Origin of the sequence: Methylosinus sp. KRF6 (genome assembly GCF_018887255.1) — a bacterium.
GTDB lineage: Bacteria > Pseudomonadota > Alphaproteobacteria > Rhizobiales > Beijerinckiaceae > Methylosinus > Methylosinus sporium.
On the sequence record NZ_JAHLJF010000001.1, the window covers coordinates 4,337,120 to 4,362,064 of the forward strand.

Here is a 24,945-nt window from a genome sequence, read left to right on the forward strand (position 1 = left end):
CGCGCACGAAGATTCCGTCTTTCGTGAGAGGAGACCACGTCCATGCTTAAGAACGACTGGCGCAGATTTCTGCCCTTTCCGGGGCATTGGGCGTCCTATCTCGTGTTCAAGCTCATCATCCTCGCGCTCGCAGCCATCGCCGCATGGCATGTGCTCGCGGCCTTCGAGCTGATCTAGCCATGGCGCGCGCCGCTTCCGCTCCCGGGCTTCGTCCCTTTCTGCCGACCGATGCGCCGCGCCTGGCGCAATTGTTTCGCGCGAGCATAGAGACGCTCGCCGCCGAAGACTATGGCGACGATCAGCTCGCCGCCTGGGCCGCCGCCGCCGATGACGAAGAGGCTTTTGCAAAGAAGCTCGCCGGCGCGCTCACCATCGTCGCCTCGCTCGACGGCGAGATCGCCGGCTTCGCCGCGCTGAGCGAGAACAAGCTCCTCGACATGCTCTATGTGCATCCGCGCGTGGCGCGGCGCGGCGTCGGCTCGGCGCTCGCCGATGCGATGGAAAAGCTCGCCGCCGCGCGGGGGACGCGCGAGATCAGCGTCGACGCTTCCGACGCGGCGCGCGATTTCTTCGCCGCGCGCGGCTATGTCGCCCATCAGCGTAACATGCGCGAGCTGCGCGGCGAATGGCTCGGCAACACCACGATGAAGAAGACACTCGAGAGCAAGGCTGCAACGCAATGACACGGGAGAGGCTGACGCTCTTCGACACCACGCTGCGCGATGGCGCGCAGACGACCGGCGTCGATTTCTCGCTCGCCGACAAGCGCCAGATCGCCGCGATGCTCGACGAGCTCGGCCTCGATTACATCGAGGGCGGCTATCCCGGCGCCAATCCGCTCGATACGGAATTCTTTGCGAAACGTCCGCCATTGAAGGCGCATTTCGCCGCCTTCGGCATGACGCGGCGGCAGGGACGCTCGGCGTCGAACGATCCCGGCGTCGCCGCTCTGCTGGACGCCGATTGCGATTGCGTGACCTTCGTCGCCAAGGCCTGGGATTATCAAGTGCGCGTCGCTTTGCGCTCGACGCTCGAGGACAATCTCGACGGCATTCGCCAATCCGTCGCGGCGGCCGTCGCGCGTGGCAAGGAAGTGCTCGTCGATTGCGAGCATTTCTTCGACGGATACAAGGAAAACCCCGATTATGCGCTGGCCTGCGCCAATGCCGCGCATGAGGCGGGCGCAAGATGGATCGTGCTCTGCGACACAAATGGCGGCTCGCAGCCCAATGAGGTGGAGCGCATCGTCGCCGAAGTCGCGCGCGTCATTCCGGGCGACAAGCTCGGCATTCACGCGCATGACGACACGGGACAGGCGGTCGCCGTCTCGCTCGCCGCTGTGCGCGGCGGCGCGCGGCAGATTCAAGGCGCGCTGAACGGGCTCGGCGAGCGCTGCGGCAACGCCAATCTCACGACGATTATCGGCAATCTTCTGCTCAAGAGCGAGTTTTCGGATCGCTTCGAGATCGGCGTGACGCGCGAGAGTCTGACGCATTTGACGCGCACCAGCCATGCGCTCGACGAATTGCTCAATCGCGCGCCCAATCGTCACGCGCCTTACGTCGGCGCCAGCGCCTTCGCCACCAAGGCTGGCATTCACGCCTCCGCAGTGCTGACCGATCCGCGCACTTACGAGCATGTGCCGCCGGAGAGCGTCGGCAATCAGCGCCGCGTGCTGGTGTCGGATCAGGCAGGAAAATCCAATATCATCGCCGAGCTGGAGCGATTGGGAATTTCGCTCGCGAAGGACGATCCGCGGCTCACGCGCCTGCTGGACGAGGTGAAGGAGAAGGAGGCGCAAGGCTACGCCTATGAAGGCGCCGACGCCTCTTTCTATCTGCTCGCCAAGCGTGTGCTCGGCGAGGTTCCGCATTATTTCGACATTGAGCGCTACAGCGTCGCCGTGGATCGCCGCTTCGGCGTCAATCTCGGCGCGGAGGAGGCGGGCGCGGAGGCGATCGTCAAGCTGCGCATAGACGGGCGCTCGACCATCTCCGCCGCCGAAGGCAATGGCCCGATCAATGCGCTCGATGTGGCGTTGCGCAAGGATCTCGGCAAATATCAATCCTTCATCGAGGATGTGAAGCTCGTCGATTATCGCGTGCGCGTGTTCCAGGGCGGCACGGATGCGGTGACGCGCGTGCTGGTCGAATGTGCGGACGCCAAAGGGGAGATATGGTCCACCGTCGGCGTCTCGCCCAATGTCGTCGACGCGTCTTTCGAGGCGCTGGTCGACGCCATCGTCTATAAGCTGGTGAGGTCCGGCGCGGTCTAGCGGCTCTCCCTTCTCCCGCTCTGCGGGAGAAGGTGGCCCGACGAAGTCGGGTCGGATGAGGGCTGTTTCGGCTCGCGCAAATCGTCGAGATCGTCGCGGCGGCGACTGCCCTCATCCGACCTCGCTTCGCGAGTTCTCCCATTTCATGGGAGAAGGGCGCGCGCTGCGATCAAAAATGCTTCTCTATGGCCGCCTCGTCGCCTTCGTTCTTGGGAACGCGCGTCGCGCGCAGCATGGGGATCACATCCTCTATGCGCTCGGCGACCATATAGCGCACCTCATAACCGGGGCGGATGAAGCCGGCGTTGTGCATATGCGCGAAGAGCGACAGCAGCGGCTTCCAGAAGCCGCCTATGTCGGCGATGACGAGCGGCTTGCTGTGGCGGCCGAGCTGAATCCAGGTCAATTGCTCGGTCAGCTCCTCGAGCGTGCCTATGCCGCCGGGCAGCGCCACGAAAGCGTCGGACTTCTCGAACATCAGACGCTTGCGCGTATGCATGTCCGGCACGACCTCCAGCTCGGTGACGGAGGAGAGCGCGACCTCGCGCTCGTCGAGAAAGCTCGGAATAATTCCAGTGACCTTGCCGCCCTGCGCCAGCGTGGCCCTCGCGACGGCGCCCATCAGGCCGCAGGAGCCGCCGCCGAAGACGAGATCCATTCCCTCGCGCGCCAGCGCCGCGCCCAGCGCTTCCGCGGCGCGGGTGTAAACGGGATCGTCGCCGGTCGAGGAGCCGCAATAGACGCAGACGCTTTGAATTTTTTTCAGATCGCTCATTTTCGTTTGATGACCCGCGCCAGCGGCTGCGTCAAGGCCGGCGGGGGCCGGCGACGTGAGCGGAGCGCTCGTGCGTTCGCACTTCAAACCACTTATATGAAATCCAGATGTCATAGCGGCGCCTCCGTTGGAAGGACTGGAACAGGGTGATGCGACAGGTCGATGCAGAAGAAGAACAAGCTTCGGCGCAAGTCTCGGTACATGGGGTCGTCGAAGAGATAGAAAAGCCGCTCGGCCGGGAATCCGTGATCGCGACCATTCGCAAGCTCTGGCCCTATATATGGCCCAAGGGCCGGCGCGACCTGGAGCGACGCGTTCTCATCGCGCTCGCTCTGCTGCTCGTCGGAAAATTGGTGAATATGGCGGTCCCCTTCGCCTTCAAATGGGCGGCGGATGGCCTCGCTTCGGACGCCGCCGTCCCGACGATCCTCGGTGGCGCCGTCGGCTTCACCATTCTCTATGGCTTGCTGCGCGCGCTCTATGCGCTGCTGACGCAGGCGCGCGACGCCTTATTCGCGGCCGTCGCCATGCACGCCGTGCGGCGCCTCGCCAATCACGTCTTCGTGCATATGCATCAATTGTCGCTGCGCTTCCACATCAGCCGCAAGACCGGCGGCCTGACGCGCGTGCTGGAGCGCGGCCGCGACGGCATAGAGACGCTCACGCGGCTCGTGATGTCGACGGCGGTTCCCACAATTGTCGAGTTCGCGCTCGTCGTCGGCGTGCTCGCCGTGCAATTCGATTGGGATTACGCCCTCGTCGCCATGGCGACGATCGCGGCCTTTCTCATCTACACGCTCATCGCCACCAATTGGCGCATCGCCATTCGCCGCTCGATGAACGAGAGCGACGTCGACGCCAATGTGAAGGCGATCGACAGCCTTCTCAACTATGAGACGGTGAAATATTTCGTCGCCGAGCGGCGCGAGGCGGAGCGCTATGACAAATCCATGGCGATTTATGAGAACGCCAGCATACGCTCTTACATATCGCTCGCGCTGCTCAACGCCGGGCAGGCGGTGATCTACACGATCGGCCTTTCGGTCATGATGATCCTGTGCGTGCAGGGCGTGCGCAGCGGGCGCAACAGCGTCGGCGATTTCGTGCTGGTGAACGCTATGATGATCCAGCTCTATCAGCCGCTCAATTTCATGGGCACGCTCTATCGCGAGACGCGGCAGGCGATCGTCGATATCGAGAAAATGTTCGCCATTTTGTCGCAGCAGCCGGAGATCGCCGATCGTCCCGGCGCGCAGGACCTCGAGGTGAGGGAAGGGCGCATCGTCTTCGACGACGTGGTCTTCGCCTATGACAGCAAGCGGCCAATTTTGCAGGGCGTGAGCTTCACGGCGGAGCCCGGCGCGACCATCGCCATCGTCGGCCCCTCGGGCGCGGGAAAGTCCACGATCTCGCGGCTGATGTTCCGCTTCTACGAGCCGCAGGCGGGGCGCATCACCATCGACGGGCAGGATATTTCCGCCGTCACGCAGCGCTCGCTGCGCGAGGCCATCGGAATGGTGCCGCAGGATACGGTGCTGTTCAACGACAGCATCGCCTACAACATCCGCTATGGCCGTTGGGACGCGAGCATGGAGGAGGTGCGCGAGGCGGCGCGTCTCGCGCAGATCGACAGCTTCATCCGCTCGCTTCCCGATGGCTATGAGGCGCAGGTCGGCGAGCGCGGGCTGAAGCTCTCGGGCGGCGAGAAGCAGCGCGTCGCCATAGCGCGCACGATTCTCAAAGCGCCGCCGCTGCTCATTCTCGACGAGGCGACATCGGCGCTCGACAGCTTTACCGAGCATGAGATTCAGGAGGCGCTGGCGCGCGTCTCGCGTGGCCGCACGACGCTCGTGATCGCGCATCGGCTGTCGACGGTCGTGGATGCGGATGAAATCCTGTTCCTCGATCGCGGCCGCATCGTCGAGCGCGGCGCGCATCTGCAATTGCTGGAGAAGAACGGCGCCTATGCCGCCATGTGGCGCCGCCAGCGGCAGGCGGATGAGGAAGGCTCGCTGCGCGGCGAGGCCGAGCGACGCGAGACCGAGGAAATGCCCGCGTGAGCGCTAGCGGGCGGTCGGGCCGCGACGACCATCGCTCAGGCGGCTTTGCGGGGAAAAACGCATAGCAATAGCGATCGTCAGAAAGACGCCGACCGCCATTGCTTCCCAGGCCCCGGCGAGATCGGCGAAGCGGTCGCGGATCGCGCCGGCGGCGAAAGGCGTCAGGCTGGCGATGATATAGCCGCCGCCCTGCACGAAGGCCGCGAGCTCGCCGGCGCGGGCCGGATCGTCGACATGATCGAGCGTGACGATCAAGGACAGCGGAAACAATGCGCCGAGGCCGAGTCCCAGCAGAATCGCCGCCGGCCATGCGAGCGACAGAGGCGCCACGGCCACGCAGATCAAGCCTGCCGTTATGCTCGTCAGCACGACGAAGAGCGGCCCGCGGCGATCGGGAAAGCGCGCGATGAAAGCGGAGACGGCGAGGCTCGCGGCCACTTCCGCGAGGGTGACGCCGGCGAGCAGATAGCCGCTATAGGCGCGGCTCTGGCCGAGGCTCGTGTAATAGGGCGGCAGCCAGGCGAGGACCAGCGTGAAGGCCCCGGTGCCGACGCCGAAAAACAGCATCAGCGTCCAGGCGCGGCGGCGGCGCCATACCGGCTCCGTCGTCTGGCTTACGCCGCCGCCGGCTCCTCTCGCGGGGAAAGGGAGCAGCAGCCAGACGAGTGTGGCGATGAACGCCGGAAATGACCAGACGCCGAGCGCGGCGGGCAGGCCGAAGTCGCGCTCGAGCCCGGCGGCGGTTGCGGCGGCCAGAGCTGCGCCGCTCATGATGCCGGTCGTGTAGAGCCCCATGATGCGGCCTGCGCCTCGGCCGAAACGCCCTTTGACGAAACCGGGCAGAAGCGCCTGCACGATCGCGACGCCGAGGCCGGCCGCCGCCGCCGTCGACAGCATTCCGGCGGCGTCGTTCCATTCCGATCGGCTCGCGCAGGCGAGGGAAATGACCGCGATCCCGATCGCGACGCCGGTCTTCGCGCCGAGAAGCCGCGTCAGACGTCGTCCCGCGAAGGCTCCGACGCCCATGAGAAACACCGGTAATGTGGTGAGCAGCCCGGCTTGCGCCGAAGACAGCCCCGCGGATTTTTCGATGATGTCGAGAATCGGGCCGAGTCCGGCCATGACCGGCCGGAGATTGAGCGCGAGGCACAGGATCGCGATCAGGGCGAAGCCATGCCCCTCGTTTCTGGCGCGGGTTTTGGAAGCGGCGGTCGCGCTATCGGCTGTGGTCATGGGCTCACTCGCAATTTTTAGGGGGACGAGGCGCGCCTTGCGGCAAATTCATTCGGCGGATAATATCTCGACAATAAGTATCTTGATGTCAAGATATATGGATGGGCCCGATGAACCAGGACCGCGCTGCGCTGGCCGCCCGGCAATGGAGCCGCGAAAGGCCTGATTTGGACGCTTTTCCGATGGAGGCGCTGGGCCGTCTGCTCGAGCTGGCGTCGCGGATTTCTCGCGATCGGCTGGCCCCCGTCTTCGCGGAATTCGGCCTGCAGAGCGGCGATTTCGACGTATTGGCGACGCTCCGCCGCGCCGGACCGCCCTATGCGCTGACGCCTACGGCGCTCTATGAGGCGACGATGATCTCCTCCGGCGGCATGACGGCGCGCATCGACCGGCTGGAAACGGCCGGCCATGTGGCGCGCGTCAAGCATCCGACGGATCGGCGCGCCGCGCTGGTCGCGTTGACGGAGCAGGGAAAGTCGCTGATCGACGAGGTCTTGCCCCGCCATGTGCAGGCGGAAGCGGCGGTCCTGTCGGCGCTGACAGAAGACGAGCAGAAGACTCTCGATCGCCTGCTCGCCAAGCTTTTGGGCGGCCTGTAGCGCCGCCGCCGCCGCAGGGCGTTTCTTCGCGCTTCCATCCTCGTGATTCCGGGGCCATATTCGCGGCCATGGCCTCTCCACCCAAAAAGCCGAAGAACCCCGCCAAGCCGACGCGCGCCAAGGCCGCCAAGCCCGAGGTGTCGCCGATCGCGCCGCATTTGCAGGCGCTGCTCAATCCCGGTCTCGCCGAGAGGCAGGCCGGCTTCGAGGAGGCTCCGCAGGCCGTCTATGACGCCGGCGCGGTCGATGGGGAGCTCGCCGAAAGGCTCGATCTCGGCGGCGCGGGCGGCGTCTCGGCGACGATGGAGAGCCTCGAGCAGCTGCTGAAGCTCGGCGATCCCAATCTGCGCGAGAAGCAGCCGTGGACGCCGCATCGGCCGGAGCGGCCGCAAAAGAGCGAAGGCGGCGTCAAATTCGATCTCGTTTCCGATTACGAGCCGCGCGGCGACCAGCCGCAGGCGATCGAGGAGCTGGTCGCCGGCATAGAGGCGAATGAGCGCGATCAGGTGCTGCTCGGCGTCACCGGCTCCGGCAAGACCTATACGATGGCGCAGGTGATCGCCCGCACGCAGCGGCCGGCGCTGGTGCTGGCGCCCAATAAGACGCTGGCCGCGCAGCTCTATGGCGAGTTCAAGAGCTTCTTCCCCAATAACGCCGTCGAATATTTCGTGTCCTATTACGATTATTATCAGCCCGAGGCCTATGTGCCGCGCACCGACACCTACATCGAGAAAGAATCCTCGGTGAATGAGCAGATCGACCGGATGCGCCACGCCGCGACGCGCGCGCTGCTCGAGCGCGACGACGTCATCATCGTCGCCTCCGTGTCCTGCATCTACGGCATAGGATCGGTCGAGACCTACACCGCGATGACTTTCGGCGTCAGCCTCGGCGAGAAATTGGAGCAGCGTCAGCTCGTCACCGATCTCGTCGCTCTGCAATATCGCCGCATCGGCTCCGATTTCACGCGCGGAACATTCCGCGTGCGCGGCGATACGGTCGATATTTTCCCGGCTCACTATGAGGACCGCGGTTGGCGCATATCCTTCTTCGGCGACGAGGTGGAGTCGATCTGCGAGTTCGATCCGCTGACGGGGAAGAAGACGCAAGACCTCGAATTCGTGAAGGTCTACGCCAATTCGCATTATGTGACGCCGCGCCCGACGCTGCTGCAGTCGATCAAGGCGATCAAGGACGAATTGCGCGGACGGCTCGGCGAGCTGAACAACGCCGGGCGCCTCGTCGAGGCGCAGCGATTGGAGCAGCGCACGCGCTTCGATCTCGAGATGATGGAGGCGACGGGCTCCTGCGCCGGCATCGAGAATTACTCGCGCTATCTCACCGGGCGCAGGCCCGGCGAGCCGCCGCCGACTCTGTTCGAATATCTGCCGGACAATTCCATCGTCTTCGCGGACGAAAGCCATGTGAGCATTCCGCAGATCGGCGCCATGTATAAGGGCGACTTCCGCCGCAAGGCGACGCTCGCCGAATATGGCTTTCGCCTGCCGTCCTGCATGGACAATCGTCCGCTGCGCTTCGAGGAATGGGACGCGATGCGCCCGCAATCGGTCGCCGTCTCGGCGACGCCGGGCAATTGGGAGATGGAGCGCACGGGCGGCGTCTTTGTCGAGCAGGTCATTCGCCCGACCGGCCTCATCGATCCGCCAGTGGAGATACGTCCGGCGCGCTCGCAGGTCGATGATCTTCTCGGCGAGGTGAAGGCGGTGAGCGACGCCGGCTATCGCTCGCTCGTCACCGTGCTGACCAAGCGCATGGCGGAAGACCTCACCGAATATCTGCATGAGAATGGCGTGCGCGTGCGCTATATGCATTCGGATATAGAAACGATCGAGCGCATCGAGATCATTCGCGATCTGCGCCTCGGCGCCTTCGACGTGCTGGTCGGCATCAATCTTCTGCGCGAGGGATTGGATATTCCAGAATGCGGCTTCGTCGCCATTCTCGACGCCGATAAGGAAGGCTTTCTGCGCTCAGAGACATCGCTGGTGCAGACCATCGGCCGCGCCGCGCGCAATGTCGACGGGCGCGTGATCCTCTATGCGGATCACATCACCGGCTCGATGAAGCGCGCCATGGACGAGACCGATCGCCGCCGCGCCAAGCAGCAGGCCTATAACGCCGAGCACGGCATCACGCCGGCGAGCATAAAGCGCGACATCGCCGATATTCTCGGCTCGCTCGCCGAGCAGGATCATGTGACCGTTGACGCCGGCCTCTCCGAGCTGGCGCCCGGCCACAATATGCAGGCGACGCTCGCCGATCTCGAGAAGCGCATGAAGGCGGCCGCCGCCGATCTCGCCTTCGAGGAGGCGGCGCGTCTGCGCGACGAGATTTCCCGCCTGCAACGCGCCGAGCTTTTGGCCGAAGCCAATCCGCTGATGCGCCAGCGCGGGCGGGGAGGGGACGCGCCCGCGATCTCCGGCACGCGCGCGCACAAGCCGACCGACGCCGATATGGGTCCGCATAATTTCGGCGGCGGCGAAGCGCGGCCGCTGTCGCGCCCCGCGCCGCGGTCGATGGCGGGCAAGGCGGGGACGAAAGTGGTGAAGGGGAAGCTGAATAAATAGCGCGCAATTTTGGTGCGTGCATCCTTCTCCCACTTGTGGGAGAAGGTGGCCTCGCGAAGCGAGGTCGGACGAGGGTCGCAGCGATTTCCCGCTGACGACGTTTTTGATAATGCGAGGCGGCTCGGACCCTCATCCGACCCGACTTCGTCGGGCCACCTTCTCCCGCAGGCGGGAGAAGGGAGCGCCCATTCTTCGCGGGGCTGTTCACGACACTTGCGGCCGCCCGCGGCTTTCGTCATCCTGTCGGCCCGGTCATCCTCGAATCGTCAAGAACCCCATGCCCGTCTGGACCAACGAACAAGAGCGCGCGCTCTCGGCTGTCGCCGCATGGCTGAAGGATAGCCGCGCGCAGCTGTTTCGTCTGTTCGGCTATGCCGGCACGGGCAAATCGACGCTGGCGCAATATATCGCCGAGAGCGTCGATGGCGATGTCGCCTTCGGCGCCTTCACCGGCAAGGCGGCGCTGGTGATGCGCTCCAAGGGCTGCAAGGACGCGCGCACCATTCACAGCCTCATCTATCGCGCCACCGATACGGAGACGGAGGAGCCCGCCTTCGAGCTGAACGAAGACAGCGACGCCGCGAAAGCGAAGCTCATCATCATCGACGAATGCTCCATGGTCGATGAGGAACTCGGCCGCGATCTTCTCTCCTTCGGCAAGAAGGTGCTGGTGCTCGGCGATCCGGCGCAATTGCCGCCGGTGAAGGGCGGCGGCTATTTCACCGAGGCCGAGCCGGATGTGATGCTGACGGAAGTGCATCGCCAGGCGGCCGACAATCCGATCGTGCGCCTCTCCATGATCATTCGCGAGGGCGGACGGCTCGATTATGGCGTCTATGGCGAGACGCAGGTGGTGCGGCGCGACGCGCTCGATCCCGCGCTCATCACCAATGCCGATCAGGTGCTCGTCGGTCTCAATCGCACGCGCCGCGCCTATAATAATCGGCTGCGACAGCTGCGCGGCTTTGTCGGCACGCTGCCGCAATCGGGCGAGAAGCTGGTCTGCTTGCGCAATAATCGCAAGAAAGGCCTGCTCAATGGCGCGCTGTTCAAGGTGAAGAGCGCCGGCGCCCTGCGCAAGGGCAAGGTGCGCCTGCTGGTCGAGCCCGAAGAAATGGCGGGAAAGTTTCAGCGCGTCGGCGTGCTGCCGCAATTCTTCGAAGGCGGCGACGCCGAGATTCCTTACGCGCAGCGCAAGGATACGGACGAGTTCGATTTCGGCTATTGTCTCACCGTGCACAAATCGCAGGGCTCGCAATGGGACGATGTCGCTTTGTTCGACGAATCCTTCGCCTTTCGCGAGCATCGCGCGCGCTGGCTCTATACGGGCGTCACCCGCGCCGCGCGCAGGCTGACGGTGGTGACATGATTTCGTCGCGACGCTCGCGATGATGGACGAGCGCTCCTCATAGAGGATCAGAGGCGATGGCTTTATCCGACGACGATGCGATCGAGCGGCTCGCTTCGAAAGTGATCGATCGAAGCCTGGCGAAAGCGGAATGGACCCATGCCGCGCATTTCGCGACCGCGCTATGGCTTTTGCGGAACCGGCCAGATCTCGCGACAGCCGTTGAAATCCGCGAAATCATAACGCGCTACAATGAGGCGACGAACACGGCCAACACGGATGCGAGCGGCTATCACCACACCATCACGCTCGCGTCGATGCGGGCCGCCGCCGAACATTTGCGCACACACGCCCCCGATGCGCCGCTTCATGCGGTGCTTCGATCGCTCATGACTTCGCCGCTCGGTCATCCAGACTGGCTCTTGTCCTATTGGAATCGCGAGACGCTGTTCAGCGTCGCGGCCCGGCGGGCCTGGGTCGAGCCGGACCGTGCGCCATTGCCGTTCTGAGCCTTCGCCCGTCGATGGGGCGGACGCTCGCGGTTGACGCTCGGGGATAAGGGGTATATGCATCTTTCTCATGAGCGAGCCTGATCCCGCCGAAGTGAGAGCCTGCGCGCAGAGCTGCGCCGTCGCCAATGTGCGACGCGCGGCGCGCGCCGTCGGCAAGCTCTATGCGGAGAGTCTTTCCGGGCTCGGCCTCGAGCCGACGCAATATTCGCTGCTCGTCGCCTGCTCGCTGGCGGAAGGGTGGACGGTCAGCAAGCTCGCCGAGACTTTCGTGCTGGATCGCAGCGCGCTGGCGCGCAATCTGGCGGTGATGGAGAAGCGCGGGCTGTTGCGCGTCAAGGCGGGCGAGGATCGCCGCACGCGCGAGGTGACGCTGACCAAGCAAGGCCGCGCCACTCTGGCCATAGCGCTGCCGCTGTGGCGCGCGGCGCAGACGAAGGCGGAAGCAAAATTCGGCGCCGAGAGATTGGCGCGTCTCGTCGGCGAATTGCGCGCGCTCGCCGCGGCCGTTCAGGAAGAGTGATGTAACGGGTGGAGCGAGAGCGAGCCTGAAGGCTCGCGGTCTAGTTTTCGCGCAAGCAAAAAGGGGCATATGCATATGTCTGTCGAAGCTCACGATATGCTGTCGTCGCCGGCGCTCGCGCCTTTCGAGGCGCGGCGATTGCGCGAGATGGCGCTCGCCGCCGGCGCCGACGACGTCGGCTTCGTCTCCATCGACGATCCGGCGATCGCTTTCGAGCGCGCGGAGATTCTCGCGGCTTTTCCCTTCGCGAAAACGCTCGTCTCTTTCGTGATGAAGATGAATCGCGAGAACATCCGCAGCCCGGCGCGCTCTTCCGCCAATGTGGAGTTTCATCGCGTCGGCGACGAAACCGATGCGGTTTCGCATCGTCTGGCGCGATTGCTCGAGGATATGGGGCGTCGCGCCGCCTATCCCGCCATGGCTTTTCCGATGGAGGCGGTGAATTGGCCCGGCAAAATGTGGGTGATCTCGCACAAGCCGGTCGCGATCGCCGCCGGGCTCGGCAAAATGGGCGTGCATCGCAATGTCATTCATCCCAAATTCGGCAATTTCATTCTGCTCGGGACGGTGGCCGTCGATGTCGCGCTCGATTCCTATTCGCGCCCGCTCGATTACAATCCCTGCCTCTCCTGCAAGCTCTGCGTCGCCGTCTGTCCGACGGGCGCGATCGCGCCGGACGGCGCTTTCGATCTTTCCGCCTGCTACACGCATAATTATCGTGAATTCATGGGCGGCTTCATGGATTGGGTGGAGACGATCGCGCAGGCGAAGAACGCCGCCGGATATCGCGAGAAAGTCAGCGATGCGGAGAGCGTCTCCATGTGGCAGAGCCTCGCCTATGGGCCAAATTACAAGGCCGCCTATTGCCTCGCCGTCTGTCCGGCGGGCGAGGATGTGATCGCCGCCTATCGCGACGATCGCAAGGGCTTTCTGGAAACCATCGTCGATCCGCTGAAACAGAAGGCGGAGACGATCTATGTGACGCCGGACTCCGACGCCGAGGATTATGTGAAGCGGCGCTTTCCGCACAAGAGCGTGAAGCGCGTCGCCAATGGAATGCGCGTCGCCTCCATCGCGGCTTTCGCGCGCGGCTTGTCGCTGCGCTTTCAAAAGAAGCGCGCGGCCGGGCTCGAGGCGGTCTATCACTTCGCTTTCAGGGGCGCGGAACGCAAAGACCTCACAGTGAGAATCGCGAACGGCCGGCTCGAGGTGAAGGAGGGGTTGATCGGCGACGCCGATCTCCGCATCCGCGCAGATGCGCAGACCTGGCTGCGCTTCCTGCGCAAGGAGACGGGTCTGCTTCGGGCGCTGATCACCTTCAAGATCGGGCTGCGCGGCGACCCGCGGCTGCTCGCGGCCTTCGGACGCTGCTTTCCGTGACGTAAGGCTCCGCGGTCGGGGAGGCTCGCAGGGTTACGAAAATTTCATCCGGCGACAATGTCGAGGCAATGCGCGGGCTGAGAATATGCTCGACGGAAAGACCAGCCGACAGGATATTTCGACATGACCGCCATCTCTCTCGAATCGATCATGACGATTTTGAACCGAACCATCGAGGTCGCCGTGGTCGTTCTGTTCGCGACGCTGCTCTATCTGGTCTTCGTTCCCTGACCCTTCCGCCTCCGCTCCCTCGAGACTCTTCTTCCCCGGCGCTCTGCGCCGGGTTTTTTTTTCGACGCGCGGCCGGAGGCGGCTGCTTCGCCGCCTTTGACCCGCCCCTTTCTTTGCGCTAAATCACCGCGGTAACGAGCCCTGGCGTTACGCGCCGGGGCTTTTTCGTGGCCGCGCAGGATAGACAGAAGACGCCCATGGCGAATGTGGTCGTGGTCGGCGCCCAATGGGGCGACGAAGGCAAGGGCAAGATCGTCGATTGGCTCTCGCTCGAGGCCGATGTGGTGGTGCGCTTCCAGGGCGGCCATAATGCCGGGCACACGCTCGTCATCAATGGCGTGACCTATAAGCTCGCGCTGCTGCCCTCGGGCATAGTGCGGCCGGGCAAGCTCTCGGTCATCGGCAATGGCGTCGTCGTCGATCCGCATTTTCTCATCGGCGAGATCGAGCGTCTGCGCGAGCAGGGCGTCGAGATCGGCCCGGACAATTTCAAGATCGCCGAAAACGCCCCGCTGATTCTCTCCCTGCATCGCGAGCTCGACGCCTATCGCGAGGAGGCGGCCGGCAATGGCGTGAAGATCGGCACCACCAAGCGCGGCATCGGCCCCGCTTATGAGGACAAGGTCGGCCGCCGCTCGGTCCGGCTGATGGATCTCGCCGAGCCGGACACGCTGGACGACAAGATCTCGCGCCTGCTCGCCCATCACAATCCGCTGCGCCGCGGTCTCGGCCTGCCCGAAATCGCGCCCGCCGCCGTGCGGGACGAGCTGCTCGACGCCGCGCCGAAGATTCTGCCTTACATGGATGCGGTCTGGGAGCTGCTCGAGGATCTTCGCCGCGCCGGCAAGCGCATTTTGTTCGAGGGCGCGCAGGGCGTGCTGCTCGACGTTGATCATGGCACTTATCCTTATGTGACCTCCTCCAACACGGTCTCCGCCTCGGCGGCCAGCGGCTCCGGCCTCGGGCCGGGGGCGATCGGCTATGTGCTCGGCATCGCCAAGGCCTATACGACGCGCGTCGGCGGCGGGCCTTTCCCCACCGAGCTGCATGACGAGATCGGCACGCTGATCGGCGACCGCGGCCATGAATTCGGCACCAACACCGGCCGGCGCCGGCGCTGCGGCTGGTTCGACGCCGTGCTCACGCGGCAAGCCGTGAAAACCTCGGGCATAGACGGCATCGCTTTGACAAAGCTCGATATTCTCGACGGCTTGGACGAGATACGCGTGTGCACGCATTATCTCCTGGACGGCGCCCGCATCGACCGCCTGCCGGCCTCGCAATCGGCGCAGGCACGGGTGGTCCCGGTCTATGAGACGATCGAGGGCTGGAAGGGGACGACCGGGGGCGCCCGCTCCTGGGCCGATCTTCCCGCCCAGGCGATCAAATATGTGCGCCGCATCGAGGAACTGATCGGCGCTCCGGTTGCGCTCCTCTCCACCAGCCCCGAGCGCGACGACACGATTCTCGTGCGCAATCCTTTCGAGGATTGACGGGAATCGTCCGAGGTGGTCTTAGAACCCTATGGCCGACTACTATTCGCTGCTCGCTCGCGCAGTCGCCGCGCTGCCGGACCCCGCGCCCCAGTCGCGGCAGGCCGTCTATGAACGGGCGCGCAAGGCGCTGTTCAACCAGTTGCGCAGCATTCAGCCGCCCGTCGCCGAGGACGATATAGAAGCCGAAGGCCGCGCGCTGGACGAGGCCATTGCGCGCATCGAGCTCGAGATCGTCCGCGATCAGAGCGCCGCCGCGCCGCTTCCGGCGACAGAGGCGAAGCGCCCGCGCGAGGCCGAGAAGAAAGAGCCCGTCAAAAGCGCCGAACCGGCGGCTGCGCCCAAGTCGGAAAAAGCCGTGCCGGTCGAGGAGGCGCCCGCGCCGCCGCAGCGGCCTCCGGCCCCGCTGCCGCCTCTGCCAGAGCCCGCCAGCGTCTCCCGCCGTGTCATCGTCATCGGCGGCGTGCTGGCGGCGGTGGTGGCGCTCGTCGCCGTGCTGGCGCTGCAATTCCGCGAGCGGCCGGAGGATCTCGCCAAGCTGCAGCCGGAGCCCTCCGCCGTGGAAACCGCCGAGGGAGGCAAGCTCGCCGATCGCATCGGCGGCGACAGCGAGCCGCCGCCGTCGCGCGCGCCTGCGGAGCAAAAGTCCCAAGCGGTCGCCGTCGCCCAAAAGGCCGAGCTCTGGGTCGCCGCGCCCGAGGAGGCCGCCAAGGTCAAGACCTATCCGGGCACGGTGATCTGGCGTCTCGAGAGTATGCCGGCCGGACCGGGGCAGCCGGTTTCGCCGGCCGTACGCGCCGAGATCGATTTTCCGACAGCAAAGCTGAAGACGACAATCGTCATTCAGAAGAATCTCGATCCCACGCTTTCGGCCTCGCATACGGTGAATGTGAATTTCAGCCTCGCGCCGGGGAATGAGTTCAATGGGATAAAGGCGATCGGCCCGATCCAGATGCGCCGGCCGGAGGCGCAATCGGGCGAGCAGGTCGCCGGCGTTCCTGTGCCGATCACCGAAAACGCCTTTCTCATCGGCCTGCTGCGGGGCAATCGCGAGGCCCGCAATATCGTGCTGCTGCGCGCGCCCATGGTGCTCGATCTGCCCATGCAGCTCGAGGACGGCCGCGCGGCGACGATCTCGCTGGAGAAGGGCCCCGGCGGCGAGCGCGTCTTCGCCGATGCGCTCGACGCCTGGAGATAGGCGCGCGTCCGGGTTTCGAGGGCGAGCCCGAAGGCTCGCTTCTCGAGCAGCCTCGGTGAAATAGGCGGCGCGCGGCGCCTTCCCGCTGCGGCCGCCCCGGCCCTATAATCGGCGCATGACGCATCCTTTCTTCTCGCTGCATTCGCATGGCTTCGTTCGCGTCGCCGTGGCCGGCCCGCGCACGCGCGTCGCCGATCCCGCTTTCAATGTCGCGCGCACGATCGAAATGGCCCGCGAGGCGGACGCCGAAGGCGCGTCATTGGTCCTGTTTCCCGAGCTCGGGATCAGCTCTTACGCGATCGACGATCTGCTGCATCAGACCGCGTTGCTGGACGCCGTGGAAGCTGCGATCGGGCGATTGCTGGAGGCGAGCCGCACATTGCATCCGCTGATCGCGGTCGGCGCGCCGCTGCGCTGGCGCGGGCGGCTCTATAATTGCGCGCTGATCATCCGGCGCGGCGAGATTCTCGCCGTCACGCCGAAAATCTATCTGCCCAATTATCGGGAATTCTACGAGAAGCGGCATTTCGCTTCCGGCGCCTTCATCGCCGGCGAGGAGATGGAGATCGCCGGCCAGACCGCGCCTTTCGGCTCCGATGTGCTGCTGGAGGCGAGCGACTTTCCCGGCCTCGTGATCCATACGGAAATCTGCGAGGACGTCTGGGTTCCGATCCCGCCCTCGACGCGGGCGGCGCTCGCCGGCGCGAGCGTGCTGCTCAATCTCTCGGCCAGCAACGCCATTGTCGGAAAATCCGACTATCGCGCGACGCTCTGCTCGGCCCATTCGGCGCGCTGCCTTTCCGCCTATCTCTATTCGGCCGCGGGGCAGGGCGAATCGACCACCGATCTCGCCTGGGACGGCGAGGCGATGATCTATGAGAATGGCGCTCTGCTCGCCAAGGCGGCGCGCTTCGCCGATGAGCCGCAGCTCATTCTCGCCGATGTCGACCTCGGCCGGCTCGCCGCCGAGCGTATGCGCCAGGTCACTTTCGGCGATTGCGCCGACATGGAAGCCGGCGCGACGAGCTTTCGGCGCGTTCCTTTCGAGTTGCACGCGCCGCGCGACAAAAACCTCGGCCTGCTGCGCGAAATCCCGCGCTTTCCCTTCGCGCCGGACGATGAAGCGCGGCTCGCAGAGCTCTGCTTCGAAGCCTTCAACATTCAGTCGCACGGCCTGCGCCAGCGACTCGCGGCGGCCGATTTTCAGCGCCTCGTCATCGGCGTCTCGGGCGGGCTCGATTCCACCCATGCGCTGCTCGTCGCCGTCACCGCCTTCGACGCGCTCGGCCTGCCGCGCGAGAATATTCTCGCCTATACGCTGCCGGCCTTCGCCACCACCGACCGCACCAAGGCCAACGCCTGGCGGCTTATGCGCGCATTGGGAGTCTCGGCGCAGGAGATCGATGTGACGGCCGCCTGCCGGCAAATGCTGGAGGACATCGGCCATCCCGCTTCGCGCGGCGAGCCGGTCTATGACACGACTTACGAGAATGTGCAGGCCGGCGCGCGCACCTCGCTCTTGTTCCGCCTCGCCAATCGCCACGAGGCGCTGGTGCTGGGCACGGGCGATCTATCGGAGCTGGCGCTCGGCTGGTGCACCTATGGCGTCGGCGATCAAATGTCGCATTACAATGTCAACGCCTCAGTGCCGAAGACGCTGATCCAGCATCTCATCCGCTGGTGCGCGCGCGACGCGCATTTCGGCGCCGAGACGGTCGCCGTGCTGCGCGACATTCTCGACACGGAGATTTCGCCGGAGCTGGTGCCGGGCGCGAGCGTCCAGCGCACGGAGGATGTCGTCGGCCCCTATGCGCTGCAGGATTTCAATCTCTTCTATACGACGCGCTACGGCTTTGCGCCGTCGAAGACGGCGTTTCTGGCCTTTCACGCCTGGAGCGACGCAACGGCCGGCCGCTGGCCCGCCGACATTCCGGCGGAGAAGCGCCGCGCCTATGATGTCGAGGAGATCAAGCATTGGCTCGGCGTCTTCGCGCGCCGCTTCTTCGCGACGAGCCAGTTCAAGCGCTCGGCTCTGCCCAATGGGCCGAAGGTCAGCTCCGGCGGCTCGCTGTCGCCGCGCGGCGACTGGCGCGCGCCGAGCGATTCGAGCGCTGCGGCCTGGCTCGCCGATATAGAGGAAATTCCCTGAGCGGGACCAAACGCCTCGCCGGCGCGTCTTTGCGTCGGCGAGGACGGGCAGGCGGGCTGCGCGGAACGAACGCTCGCAGTCCCTCTAAACGACTGCTCGGGTCACATATTCGCGAAAGCGGTGATCGCGGCGGTGACGGCGGCGCAGGTTGCGACGATCGATAGGATAGCCGTAATCGTGTTCATGAGCGCTTTCCCCATTATTCGTCGTTATGGGGACGAGCGGCCGCTCCTCGCGGGCGCTCGCCCTGGGTCGACGGCTCACTGTAACACGCCTTCGTCCGCTTTGCGACATTTTGTCGCGTCAACGGTTCAGCTCGGCCGATTAGGCTTTGAACGACGAAGATGGAGAGCCTCTCATGTTCGACGGTCCCGCGACATTTATGTTTTTGGCGATTTGTGCGGGTGTCGTCGTAACGCCTTTCCTCGTCGCCGGCGCGCTCGGGCTGCGTCCTCTTCCCGCCATAGGAGCGCTCGGGCTGGCGGGTTATGCCGCCTGGATATTCCAAGCACAGGGAGCTATCGTCATTTTTGTGGTCACGGCCATCGTGTCCTACTTTTTGTTCTCATTGGCCTATTCGCTGGGAGAGGCGCTGCGGGACGGGATATGGCGCCTTGGCGTGGCTATGGCGAAGCTGCGAAATAAGCGGTCCTAGAATCTCTCCGACCACGGCCTCAGCTCTACCTCGAAGGACCAGGCGCTGCGCTTCTGGCGCAGGAGATCGAGATAAGCGTCGGCGATGGCGTCGGGCTCGAGCGTGGCGTCGGCCGGGTCGATGCGGCCTGTGTCGCGGATCACCCCGTCGATGACGATATGCGCGACATGCACGCCCTTCGGCCCCAATTCGCGCGCCGCGCTCTGGGCCAGCGCCCGCAGCGCGAACTTGCCCATGGCGAAGGGGGCGGAGATCGCATAGGCCTTGAGGCTCGACGTCGCGCCGGTGAAGAACAGCGCGCCGCGCCCGCGCTTCTCGAAGCGCTTCGCCGCCTCCCGCGCGACGAGAAAGCCGCCGAAAGCGTTGACGTCGAAGGCTCGCCGCACCGCCTCCGGATCGAGCTCCGCCAGCGGGCCGCGAATGCGCGCGCCGGCATTGTAGACGACCACGTCGATCTCGCCGAGCTTCGCCTCCGCCGCCTCGAAAAGCGCCTCGACCGAAGCGGGGTCGGTCGCGTCGGCGGCAAAGCCCTCGGCGCCGGTTTCGGCCGCTATGGCGGCGAGCCTTTGCGCGTCGCGGGCGGCGACGCCCACCTTCAGCCCGTCGGCGGAAAAGCGTCGCGCCAGCGCGGCGCCGACGCCGGGGCCGGCGCCGACGATGAGCGCGGCGCGATAGGGAATATCGTTCATTTTTCGTCCTCGAGGCTCGGCCGCGGCGCGGCCGCGACGGTCAATCGTCGAAAGCGACGAAGCAGCGCGACTCTATGCTCGCGCGCGGGCGGGCGCTCTGTGGCGTCGCCGGATCGTCGAAGGCGGTGTGAGGCGAAAAGCGCGCCACACGGCGCGGGAATCATGACATTTCGAGCGGCAGGACCTCGCCGAATAGGCGACGGCGTAGGTCTCGCCCCGCCGGGCCGAACAAGGGCAGTCGAAAGAATCAACGGGACGAGAGGTCGGCGTCAACGGTGACGAGATTGCGCCCGCGCGATTTGGAGACATAGAGCTTGGCGTCGGCGCGCTGGATGAGGCTCTCGGCGCTCTCGCGCGGCGCGAGCTGCGCGACGCCGAAGGAGGCGGTGATGCGCCCGATCGGCGCGCCGCCCTTGATCGCCCATTTCTTGGTCTCGAATTCGGCGCGAATGCGCTCGGCCGTCGCTTTCGCCTCGATGAAGCAGACGGAGGGCATGATGATCGCGAATTCCTCGCCGCCATAGCGCGCGACCGTATCCTTCTCCTCGACATGCTTGGACATGGTCCGGGCGAAATTCTTCAGCACCTCGTCGCCGATCAAATGGCCATGGCCGTCATTGATTTTCTTGAAATGATCGATATCGGCCATGATGAGGCTCAAGGCGCGATCCGCCGCGGCGGCCGCTTTCGCCTCGCGCGCCAGCGTCTCGTCGAAATGGCGGCGCGTGAACACTTGCGTCAGCGAATCGCGAACATTGAGTTCCTGCGTCTCGGCGAGCTCGGCGCGCAATTGCGTGATCTGCCGCTGCGAGTCCTCCAGCCGGCGCTGATGCTCCTCGGTCTCGCGCAGCATTTTCTGGTTTTCGGCGATCAGCAGCACGACGGCGGCGCGAATCTGATCCGGGCTCGACGTCGCGGCGAGATCCCTATGGCCTTTCACCAGAGCCGCCGAATAGGTCTTGTTGCTGTCGAGATGGGCGCGCACGAGCGAGAGAATCGTGCCGAGCTCGCCGTCGATCAGCCGCCGCGTCTTGATGAAATCCTCCCCGACGGCCCCGCCGCCGCGGCCCGAGCGGGTGACGACTTCCACGAGGCGCGGCGTCCCCAGCAGAACGCCGATGAAGGAAACCGTGATCAGCGCCAGATTGCGAATGAGAGCCAGGGGCTCATGCGCGATGCGAACAGGCTCGCCGGAGAGGCCGACGCCGGCGGTCTCCCAATTGTCGAGCGACCATGTCCACAGCGAAGCGAGGTCGGGCGCCGCGAAAAATCCGGCTCGAATAAGAGCGAAAACGCCTGCTGCGACAATCAGAGCGACGCCGGCGACGAGGGCCCAGCGTCTCGAATCGAGTTTCATCTCAATAATCTCTTCCGCCTCTGCCGCCGAGATATGATCTTTCGGCATCCTCTCGCCGGCGGATGGATGCTGGCGAGGCGGACCGAATCATATCCCCGCTCGGCGGCTATTTTCCCTTCTCTTCGGCGCGCGTCCATAGCCGCCTTGGTGGCGGCGGGAGAATAGCGTCGATCGAGCGGGCGTTTCAGGACGAGGTTTTCAGGACAGTTTCGGAGGCGCGCGGATCAGACGCCCTGGCCATTCTCGTCCATGGCGACTCGCCGCGCGTCGGAGAGCGCCTTGATCGCGAGGCCGCAAACGGCGAAAGCCGCCAAAATCATGATCGCGGCGTCCAGCCGCGATACGCCGGCGTCGACGCTTTCGTCGACGCCCATGGCGTGGGCGGCGAAGGGCCAGACCGCGATCAAAATGCGAAACTCCGTCGCGCCGAGGCCGATATAGGCCATTTGCTGCACATGGCGGACAACGGCCCGAATGTAAGTATAGGCCGAGAACAGCAGATAGCAGATCAGCACGACGAAGGCGGATTCGAACGACAAAAACGGCGAGAAGCCGAAGGCGACGATGATCAATATCTGCGAGAACAGATCGCAAATATGCTCGACGAGGCTGAGCCGAGGATTGGCGGTGTCGCGATGCAGCGCCACCGGCCCGTCCAGCGCCGCGCCGAACCAGTTGAGAAAGGCGCCGAGCGGAATCAGCGTCATCCACAGGGGCGACCAGCTGCTGCCGACGAGCGCCATGGCGACGATGACGGCGCCGATGAGGCCGATGCGCGTCAATTGCAGAGCCGTCACCGACTCCGGCAGCTCACCTATGATCGCGCGCAACAGCCTTTGCTCGGCCGGCGCCAGAAAGCTCTGATGATGCCCCGACTTATAATCGGCGATCTTCATATGCGACGCTCTCCGCGGTTGTCTCCGCTCGATCGGTCGGCTGTCACGCATGGCCCGCCATGCGCGCTCCGCCTTACAGCCATTGTCTCACATCACCGTCTGGGCGCAAGTCCGCGCGGCAATCCGCGCCGACCGCAGCGCGAGGGTCTTAAGCCAAGCATTAACCTTTCGAGAGCCATAGTGCGCGCGAAAACGGCGAGGACATGACCGATGGCGAGAGCAGGCTCGGCGCGGGGCCGCGAGAATATTTCCCGCTCGCATGAGGCCGCGGCCGCGCGTTGCGCAGCGGCGCGTCGTCGCGTCATCTCTATGTCTTACAAGGCGAACTCGGCGCATCTCGGCTCCTCGCTCGGCATCGTCGAGATCCTCGATGCGGTATTGACTGTTTCCGATCTGCGTCCGGCGACCGCGAGCGCGGTGGAGCGCGACCGCGTCATTCTCTCCAAGGGCCATGCGGCCATGGCCTATTACGCGGCGCTCGAGCAATATGGCCTCGTCGCGCCGGAACTGCTCGACGCCTATCTGCAGAACGGCACGCCGCTCTGGGGGCATGTCGGCCTCAGCGAGGCGGTCCCGGCGATCGACGCCACCAGCGGCTCGCTCGGCCATGGCCTGTCGCTGGCGACGGGCTTCTCACTCGGCTATCGGCTGCGCGGAGGCGATCATCGTGTCTTCTGCATTCTCTCGGACGGCGAATGCGACGAGGGCTCCACCTGGGAGGCGGCGCTCTTCGCCGGCGCGCGCGAGCTCTCCTCGCTCACCGCCATCGTCGATTACAATCACATTCAATCGCTGGCGCCGACGAAAGAGGTGATGGACCTCGAGCCTTTCGGCGCCAAATGGCGCAGCTTCGGATTCGAGACGATCGAGCTCGACGGCCATGATTGGGCGGCGCTGGTCGCGGCGCTCGAGCGGCCCATGCGCGGACGCCCGCGCGTCATCCTCGCCCATACGGTGAAGGGCAAGGGCGTCGCCCGCATAGAGAACACCGTCGCCTCGCATTACAAGCCGGCGCTCGCCGCCGATCTGGAGCTCGCCTGATGCGCAAGCGGATCATCGAGCTCATAGAGGCGGACGCCAGCGTCGATCCGCGCATCGTCTTTCTCACGGGCGATCTCGGCTTTTCTTTCGTCGAGCCGCTCGAGCAGGCGCTCGGCGAGCGCTTCGTCAATATGGGCGTCGCCGAGGCCAATATGGTCTCGGTCGCCGCCTCGCTGGCCGCCGGCGGCTTCCGGCCTTTCGCCTATTCCATCGCGCCCTTCATCACGGCGCGCTGCCTCGAGCAGATTCGCAACGACCTCTGCTATCAGCGCCGCGCCGTGCGGCTGATCGGCGTCGGCGCCGGCTTCTCCTATGGAACGCTGGGGCCCTCGCATCACGCGCTCGAGGACGCGACGATCATGGCGGCGCTGCCCGATCTCGTCGTCGCCAATCCGGGCAACGCCGCCGAGCTCGATCGCTGCTACGCGGCGCTGCTCGACGATCCGCGCCCGGCCTATTTCCGTATCGCCCGCGAGAGCGGCGCATCTTATGGCGCGCCGATCTTCGCGCCGCAGACGGCGGCCTTCGCGGCGCGCCGCGGCGCCGATGTGACCTTGGCGACGAGCGGCGGCTCGGTGACGCAATGTCTCGCCGCGGCGGAGATTCTCTCGGGGGAGGGGATCGAGGCCGCCGTCGTCAGCGTTCCGATCGTCCAGCCTTTCCCGGCGGAGGCTTTCGCCGCGCTTTTGACCGGCGCGCCGGTCGTTTCCGTCTTCGAGGGCTATCGCGGCAATCCGCTGTCGGTCGGCGTGATGGAGACGCTTCTCGCGCGCGGGATGGGCGAGGCCTTCGTCGATCTCACCGCGCCGCAGGCGTTTCCGAGCCTCGTCGGCGACACCGAGACTCTGCGCCGCCGCGCCGGGCTCGATCCGGCGATCATCGCGGCTCGGGCGCGCGCGCTCGTCACGGGCCGCGGCGAGCGGCTGCTCAGCGGCCGGGCCTGACGCTTGCGTGTCTTTCTCACCGGCGGGTCCGGCTTCCTCGGGGCGGAGGCGACGCGGCTCCTCGTCGAAGCGGGCCATGAATGCGCCGTCCTGCTGCGCGGCGATATCGAAGCGACGCGGCTCGCGCCTCTCGCCGCGCGGCTTCATGCGATCCGCGGCGATCTCTTCGCGCCGGAGAGCTATCGCGAGGCCTTGACGAATTTCGCGCCCGACGCGCTCCTGCACAGCGGCTGGCGCGGCGTCGCCGGGGCGGAGCGCAATGATCTCGGCCAGCTCGACAATATCGTCGCCACGGGACGATTGGCCGCCGCAGCCGCCGACGCCGGCGCCCGCATTCTGATCGGCGTCGGCTCGCAGGCCGAATATGGCCTCCTCGCCGGCCGCGTCGCGGAAGACGCCGCGACCGAGCCGACGACGCTCTATGGGGTCGCCAAGCTCGCCGCCGGCCGGGCCCTGCTCGCAATAGCGGCGGAGCGCGGGTTGCGCGCAGCGTGGGGGCGCGTCTTTTCTCTCTATGGTCCCGGCGAGGCGCGGCCCTGGCTCGTGCCGTCGCTCATTCGCAGCTTCGCGGCGGGGCGTTCGCCCGATCTCACCGCTTGCGAGCAGATTTGGGAGTTCACCCATGTCTGCGACGCGGCGGCGGCGCTGCTCGCGCTGCTCGATCACGAGGCGCACGGCGTCTTCAACATAGGGTCGGGCGAGCCGACGCCATTGCGCGACGCCGTTCTGCTCTTGCGCGATCTGACGGCGCCGGGCGTCGCGCCGGGATTCGGCCGCACTCCCTATCGCCCGGATCAGATCATGCATCTCGAAGCCGATATTTCCCGCATTTGCGCCGCGACCGGCTGGCGGCCCCGCGAGCCTTTGGCGCGCGGATTCGCCGAAACGGTCGAATGGTTTCGTTCCGGCGGCTGCGAAAAAATTGTTAACCACGTCCTGTAGCGCATGGGACACAGGGGGGCGATAAAGCGCGGGCGTTGCGTGGAAGGCCTTGTCTTCGAC

At 65.4% G+C, this 24,945-nt stretch carries 22 protein-coding genes; 17 read left to right on the plus strand and 5 right to left on the minus strand.

Annotated elements, in window-relative coordinates; genetic code table 11:
• The first annotated feature begins 42 nt into the window (after window positions 1–42).
• Genes KP010_RS23120 through cimA form a run of 3 tightly spaced genes read left to right on the plus strand, consistent with a single transcriptional unit; the run spans window position 43 to window position 2,275 of the window.
• Window positions 43–177: a hypothetical protein gene (locus tag KP010_RS23120; RefSeq protein WP_256380986.1), complete on the plus strand. Its 135-nt coding sequence runs from the start codon at window positions 43–45 to the stop codon at window positions 175–177.
• A gap of 2 nt (window positions 178–179) precedes the next feature.
• Window positions 180–683, plus strand: a complete 504-nt coding sequence (locus tag KP010_RS20450; protein WP_142864301.1) for a GNAT family N-acetyltransferase — start codon at window positions 180–182, stop codon at window positions 681–683.
• A complete protein-coding gene (cimA, locus tag KP010_RS20455; RefSeq protein WP_142864302.1) occupies window positions 680–2,275 on the plus strand; it encodes a citramalate synthase in 1,596 nt (531 codons plus the stop codon). Before KP010_RS20450 ends, cimA begins: the two co-directional genes overlap by 4 nt.
• A gap of 169 nt (window positions 2,276–2,444) precedes the next feature.
• Here the strand turns inward: cimA and KP010_RS20460 are convergent, their stop codons facing one another.
• Window positions 2,445–3,050: a TIGR00730 family Rossman fold protein gene (locus KP010_RS20460; RefSeq protein ID WP_142864303.1), complete on the minus strand. Its 606-nt coding sequence runs from the start codon at window positions 3,048–3,050 to the stop codon at window positions 2,445–2,447.
• A gap of 149 nt (window positions 3,051–3,199) precedes the next feature.
• On the opposite strand from KP010_RS20460, the gene KP010_RS20465 reads away from it, so the two are divergent.
• A complete protein-coding gene (locus tag KP010_RS20465) occupies window positions 3,200–5,110 on the plus strand; it encodes an ABC transporter ATP-binding protein/permease (RefSeq protein ID WP_142864304.1) in 1,911 nt (636 codons plus the stop codon).
• 3 nt (window positions 5,111–5,113) lie between these two features.
• Here the strand turns inward: KP010_RS20465 and KP010_RS20470 are convergent, their stop codons facing one another.
• Window positions 5,114–6,343 (minus strand): MFS transporter, encoded by a 1,230-nt coding sequence (locus tag KP010_RS20470; protein WP_185966599.1) that lies wholly within the window; start codon window positions 6,341–6,343, stop codon window positions 5,114–5,116.
• Window positions 6,344–6,453: 110 nt separating this feature from the next.
• On the opposite strand from KP010_RS20470, the gene KP010_RS20475 reads away from it, so the two are divergent.
• The 10 genes from KP010_RS20475 (at window position 6,454) to KP010_RS20520 (ending at window position 19,016) form a co-directional block, all read left to right on the plus strand.
• Window positions 6,454–6,942, plus strand: a complete 489-nt coding sequence (locus KP010_RS20475) for a MarR family winged helix-turn-helix transcriptional regulator (RefSeq protein ID WP_142864305.1) — start codon at window positions 6,454–6,456, stop codon at window positions 6,940–6,942.
• 68 nt (window positions 6,943–7,010) lie between these two features.
• A complete protein-coding gene (gene uvrB / locus KP010_RS20480) occupies window positions 7,011–9,530 on the plus strand; it encodes an excinuclease ABC subunit UvrB (RefSeq protein ID WP_216281430.1) in 2,520 nt (839 codons plus the stop codon).
• A gap of 277 nt (window positions 9,531–9,807) precedes the next feature.
• On the plus strand, window positions 9,808–10,899 hold the full coding sequence (locus tag KP010_RS20485; RefSeq protein WP_142864308.1) for an ATP-dependent RecD-like DNA helicase: 1,092 nt from the start codon (window positions 9,808–9,810) through the stop codon (window positions 10,897–10,899).
• Between the two features lie 56 nt (window positions 10,900–10,955).
• Entirely contained in the window at window positions 10,956–11,387 is a 432-nt protein-coding gene (locus KP010_RS20490; protein ID WP_142864309.1) for a hypothetical protein, read from the plus strand.
• A gap of 70 nt (window positions 11,388–11,457) precedes the next feature.
• Window positions 11,458–11,910 carry a MarR family winged helix-turn-helix transcriptional regulator gene (locus KP010_RS20495; protein WP_142864310.1) on the plus strand — a complete coding sequence of 151 codons (453 nt, stop codon included), beginning with the start codon at window positions 11,458–11,460 and terminating at the stop codon, window positions 11,908–11,910.
• A gap of 69 nt (window positions 11,911–11,979) precedes the next feature.
• Entirely contained in the window at window positions 11,980–13,290 is a 1,311-nt protein-coding gene (locus KP010_RS20500) for an SCP2 sterol-binding domain-containing protein (protein WP_253203675.1), read from the plus strand.
• Window positions 13,291–13,718: 428 nt separating this feature from the next.
• Window positions 13,719–15,014 (plus strand): adenylosuccinate synthase, encoded by a 1,296-nt coding sequence (locus tag KP010_RS20505; protein ID WP_142864312.1) that lies wholly within the window; start codon window positions 13,719–13,721, stop codon window positions 15,012–15,014.
• A 31-nt stretch (window positions 15,015–15,045) separates the two neighbouring features.
• Window positions 15,046–16,212 carry a hypothetical protein gene (locus KP010_RS20510; RefSeq protein WP_216281431.1) on the plus strand — a complete coding sequence of 389 codons (1,167 nt, stop codon included), beginning with the start codon at window positions 15,046–15,048 and terminating at the stop codon, window positions 16,210–16,212.
• Between the two features lie 115 nt (window positions 16,213–16,327).
• Window positions 16,328–18,361, plus strand: coding sequence for an NAD(+) synthase (locus KP010_RS20515; protein WP_142864314.1), 2,034 nt, complete (start codon window positions 16,328–16,330; stop codon window positions 18,359–18,361).
• Window positions 18,362–18,719: 358 nt separating this feature from the next.
• Window positions 18,720–19,016, plus strand: coding sequence for a hypothetical protein (locus KP010_RS20520; protein ID WP_142864315.1), 297 nt, complete (start codon window positions 18,720–18,722; stop codon window positions 19,014–19,016).
• Here the strand turns inward: KP010_RS20520 and KP010_RS20525 are convergent.
• The 3 genes from KP010_RS20525 to KP010_RS20535 form a co-directional block, all read right to left on the minus strand.
• The gene (locus KP010_RS20525) at window positions 19,013–19,705 is read right to left on the minus strand and encodes an SDR family NAD(P)-dependent oxidoreductase (protein ID WP_142864316.1); all 693 of its coding nucleotides are present in this window, start codon (window positions 19,703–19,705) and stop codon (window positions 19,013–19,015) included. The two genes, KP010_RS20520 and KP010_RS20525, sit on opposite strands and share 4 nt — an antisense overlap.
• 247 nt (window positions 19,706–19,952) lie before the next feature.
• Window positions 19,953–21,062 (minus strand): GGDEF domain-containing protein, encoded by a 1,110-nt coding sequence (locus KP010_RS20530; protein ID WP_142864317.1) that lies wholly within the window; start codon window positions 21,060–21,062, stop codon window positions 19,953–19,955.
• Window positions 21,063–21,286: 224 nt separating this feature from the next.
• Entirely contained in the window at window positions 21,287–21,958 is a 672-nt protein-coding gene (locus KP010_RS20535) for a CDP-alcohol phosphatidyltransferase (protein ID WP_142864318.1), read from the minus strand.
• A 210-nt stretch (window positions 21,959–22,168) separates the two neighbouring features.
• On the opposite strand from KP010_RS20535, the gene KP010_RS20540 reads away from it, so the two are divergent.
• Genes KP010_RS20540 through KP010_RS20550 form a run of 3 tightly spaced genes read left to right on the plus strand, consistent with a single transcriptional unit; the run spans window position 22,169 to window position 24,885 of the window.
• The gene (locus tag KP010_RS20540; RefSeq protein ID WP_142864319.1) at window positions 22,169–22,999 is read left to right on the plus strand and encodes a transketolase; all 831 of its coding nucleotides are present in this window, start codon (window positions 22,169–22,171) and stop codon (window positions 22,997–22,999) included.
• Window positions 22,999–23,943, plus strand: a complete 945-nt coding sequence (locus KP010_RS20545) for a transketolase family protein (RefSeq protein WP_108917433.1) — start codon at window positions 22,999–23,001, stop codon at window positions 23,941–23,943. The genes KP010_RS20540 and KP010_RS20545 overlap by 1 nt, the downstream gene beginning before the upstream one ends.
• Before the next feature lie 3 nt (window positions 23,944–23,946).
• On the plus strand, window positions 23,947–24,885 hold the full coding sequence (locus tag KP010_RS20550; RefSeq protein WP_142864320.1) for an NAD(P)-dependent oxidoreductase: 939 nt from the start codon (window positions 23,947–23,949) through the stop codon (window positions 24,883–24,885).
• The last annotated feature ends 60 nt before the right edge of the window (window positions 24,886–24,945 follow it).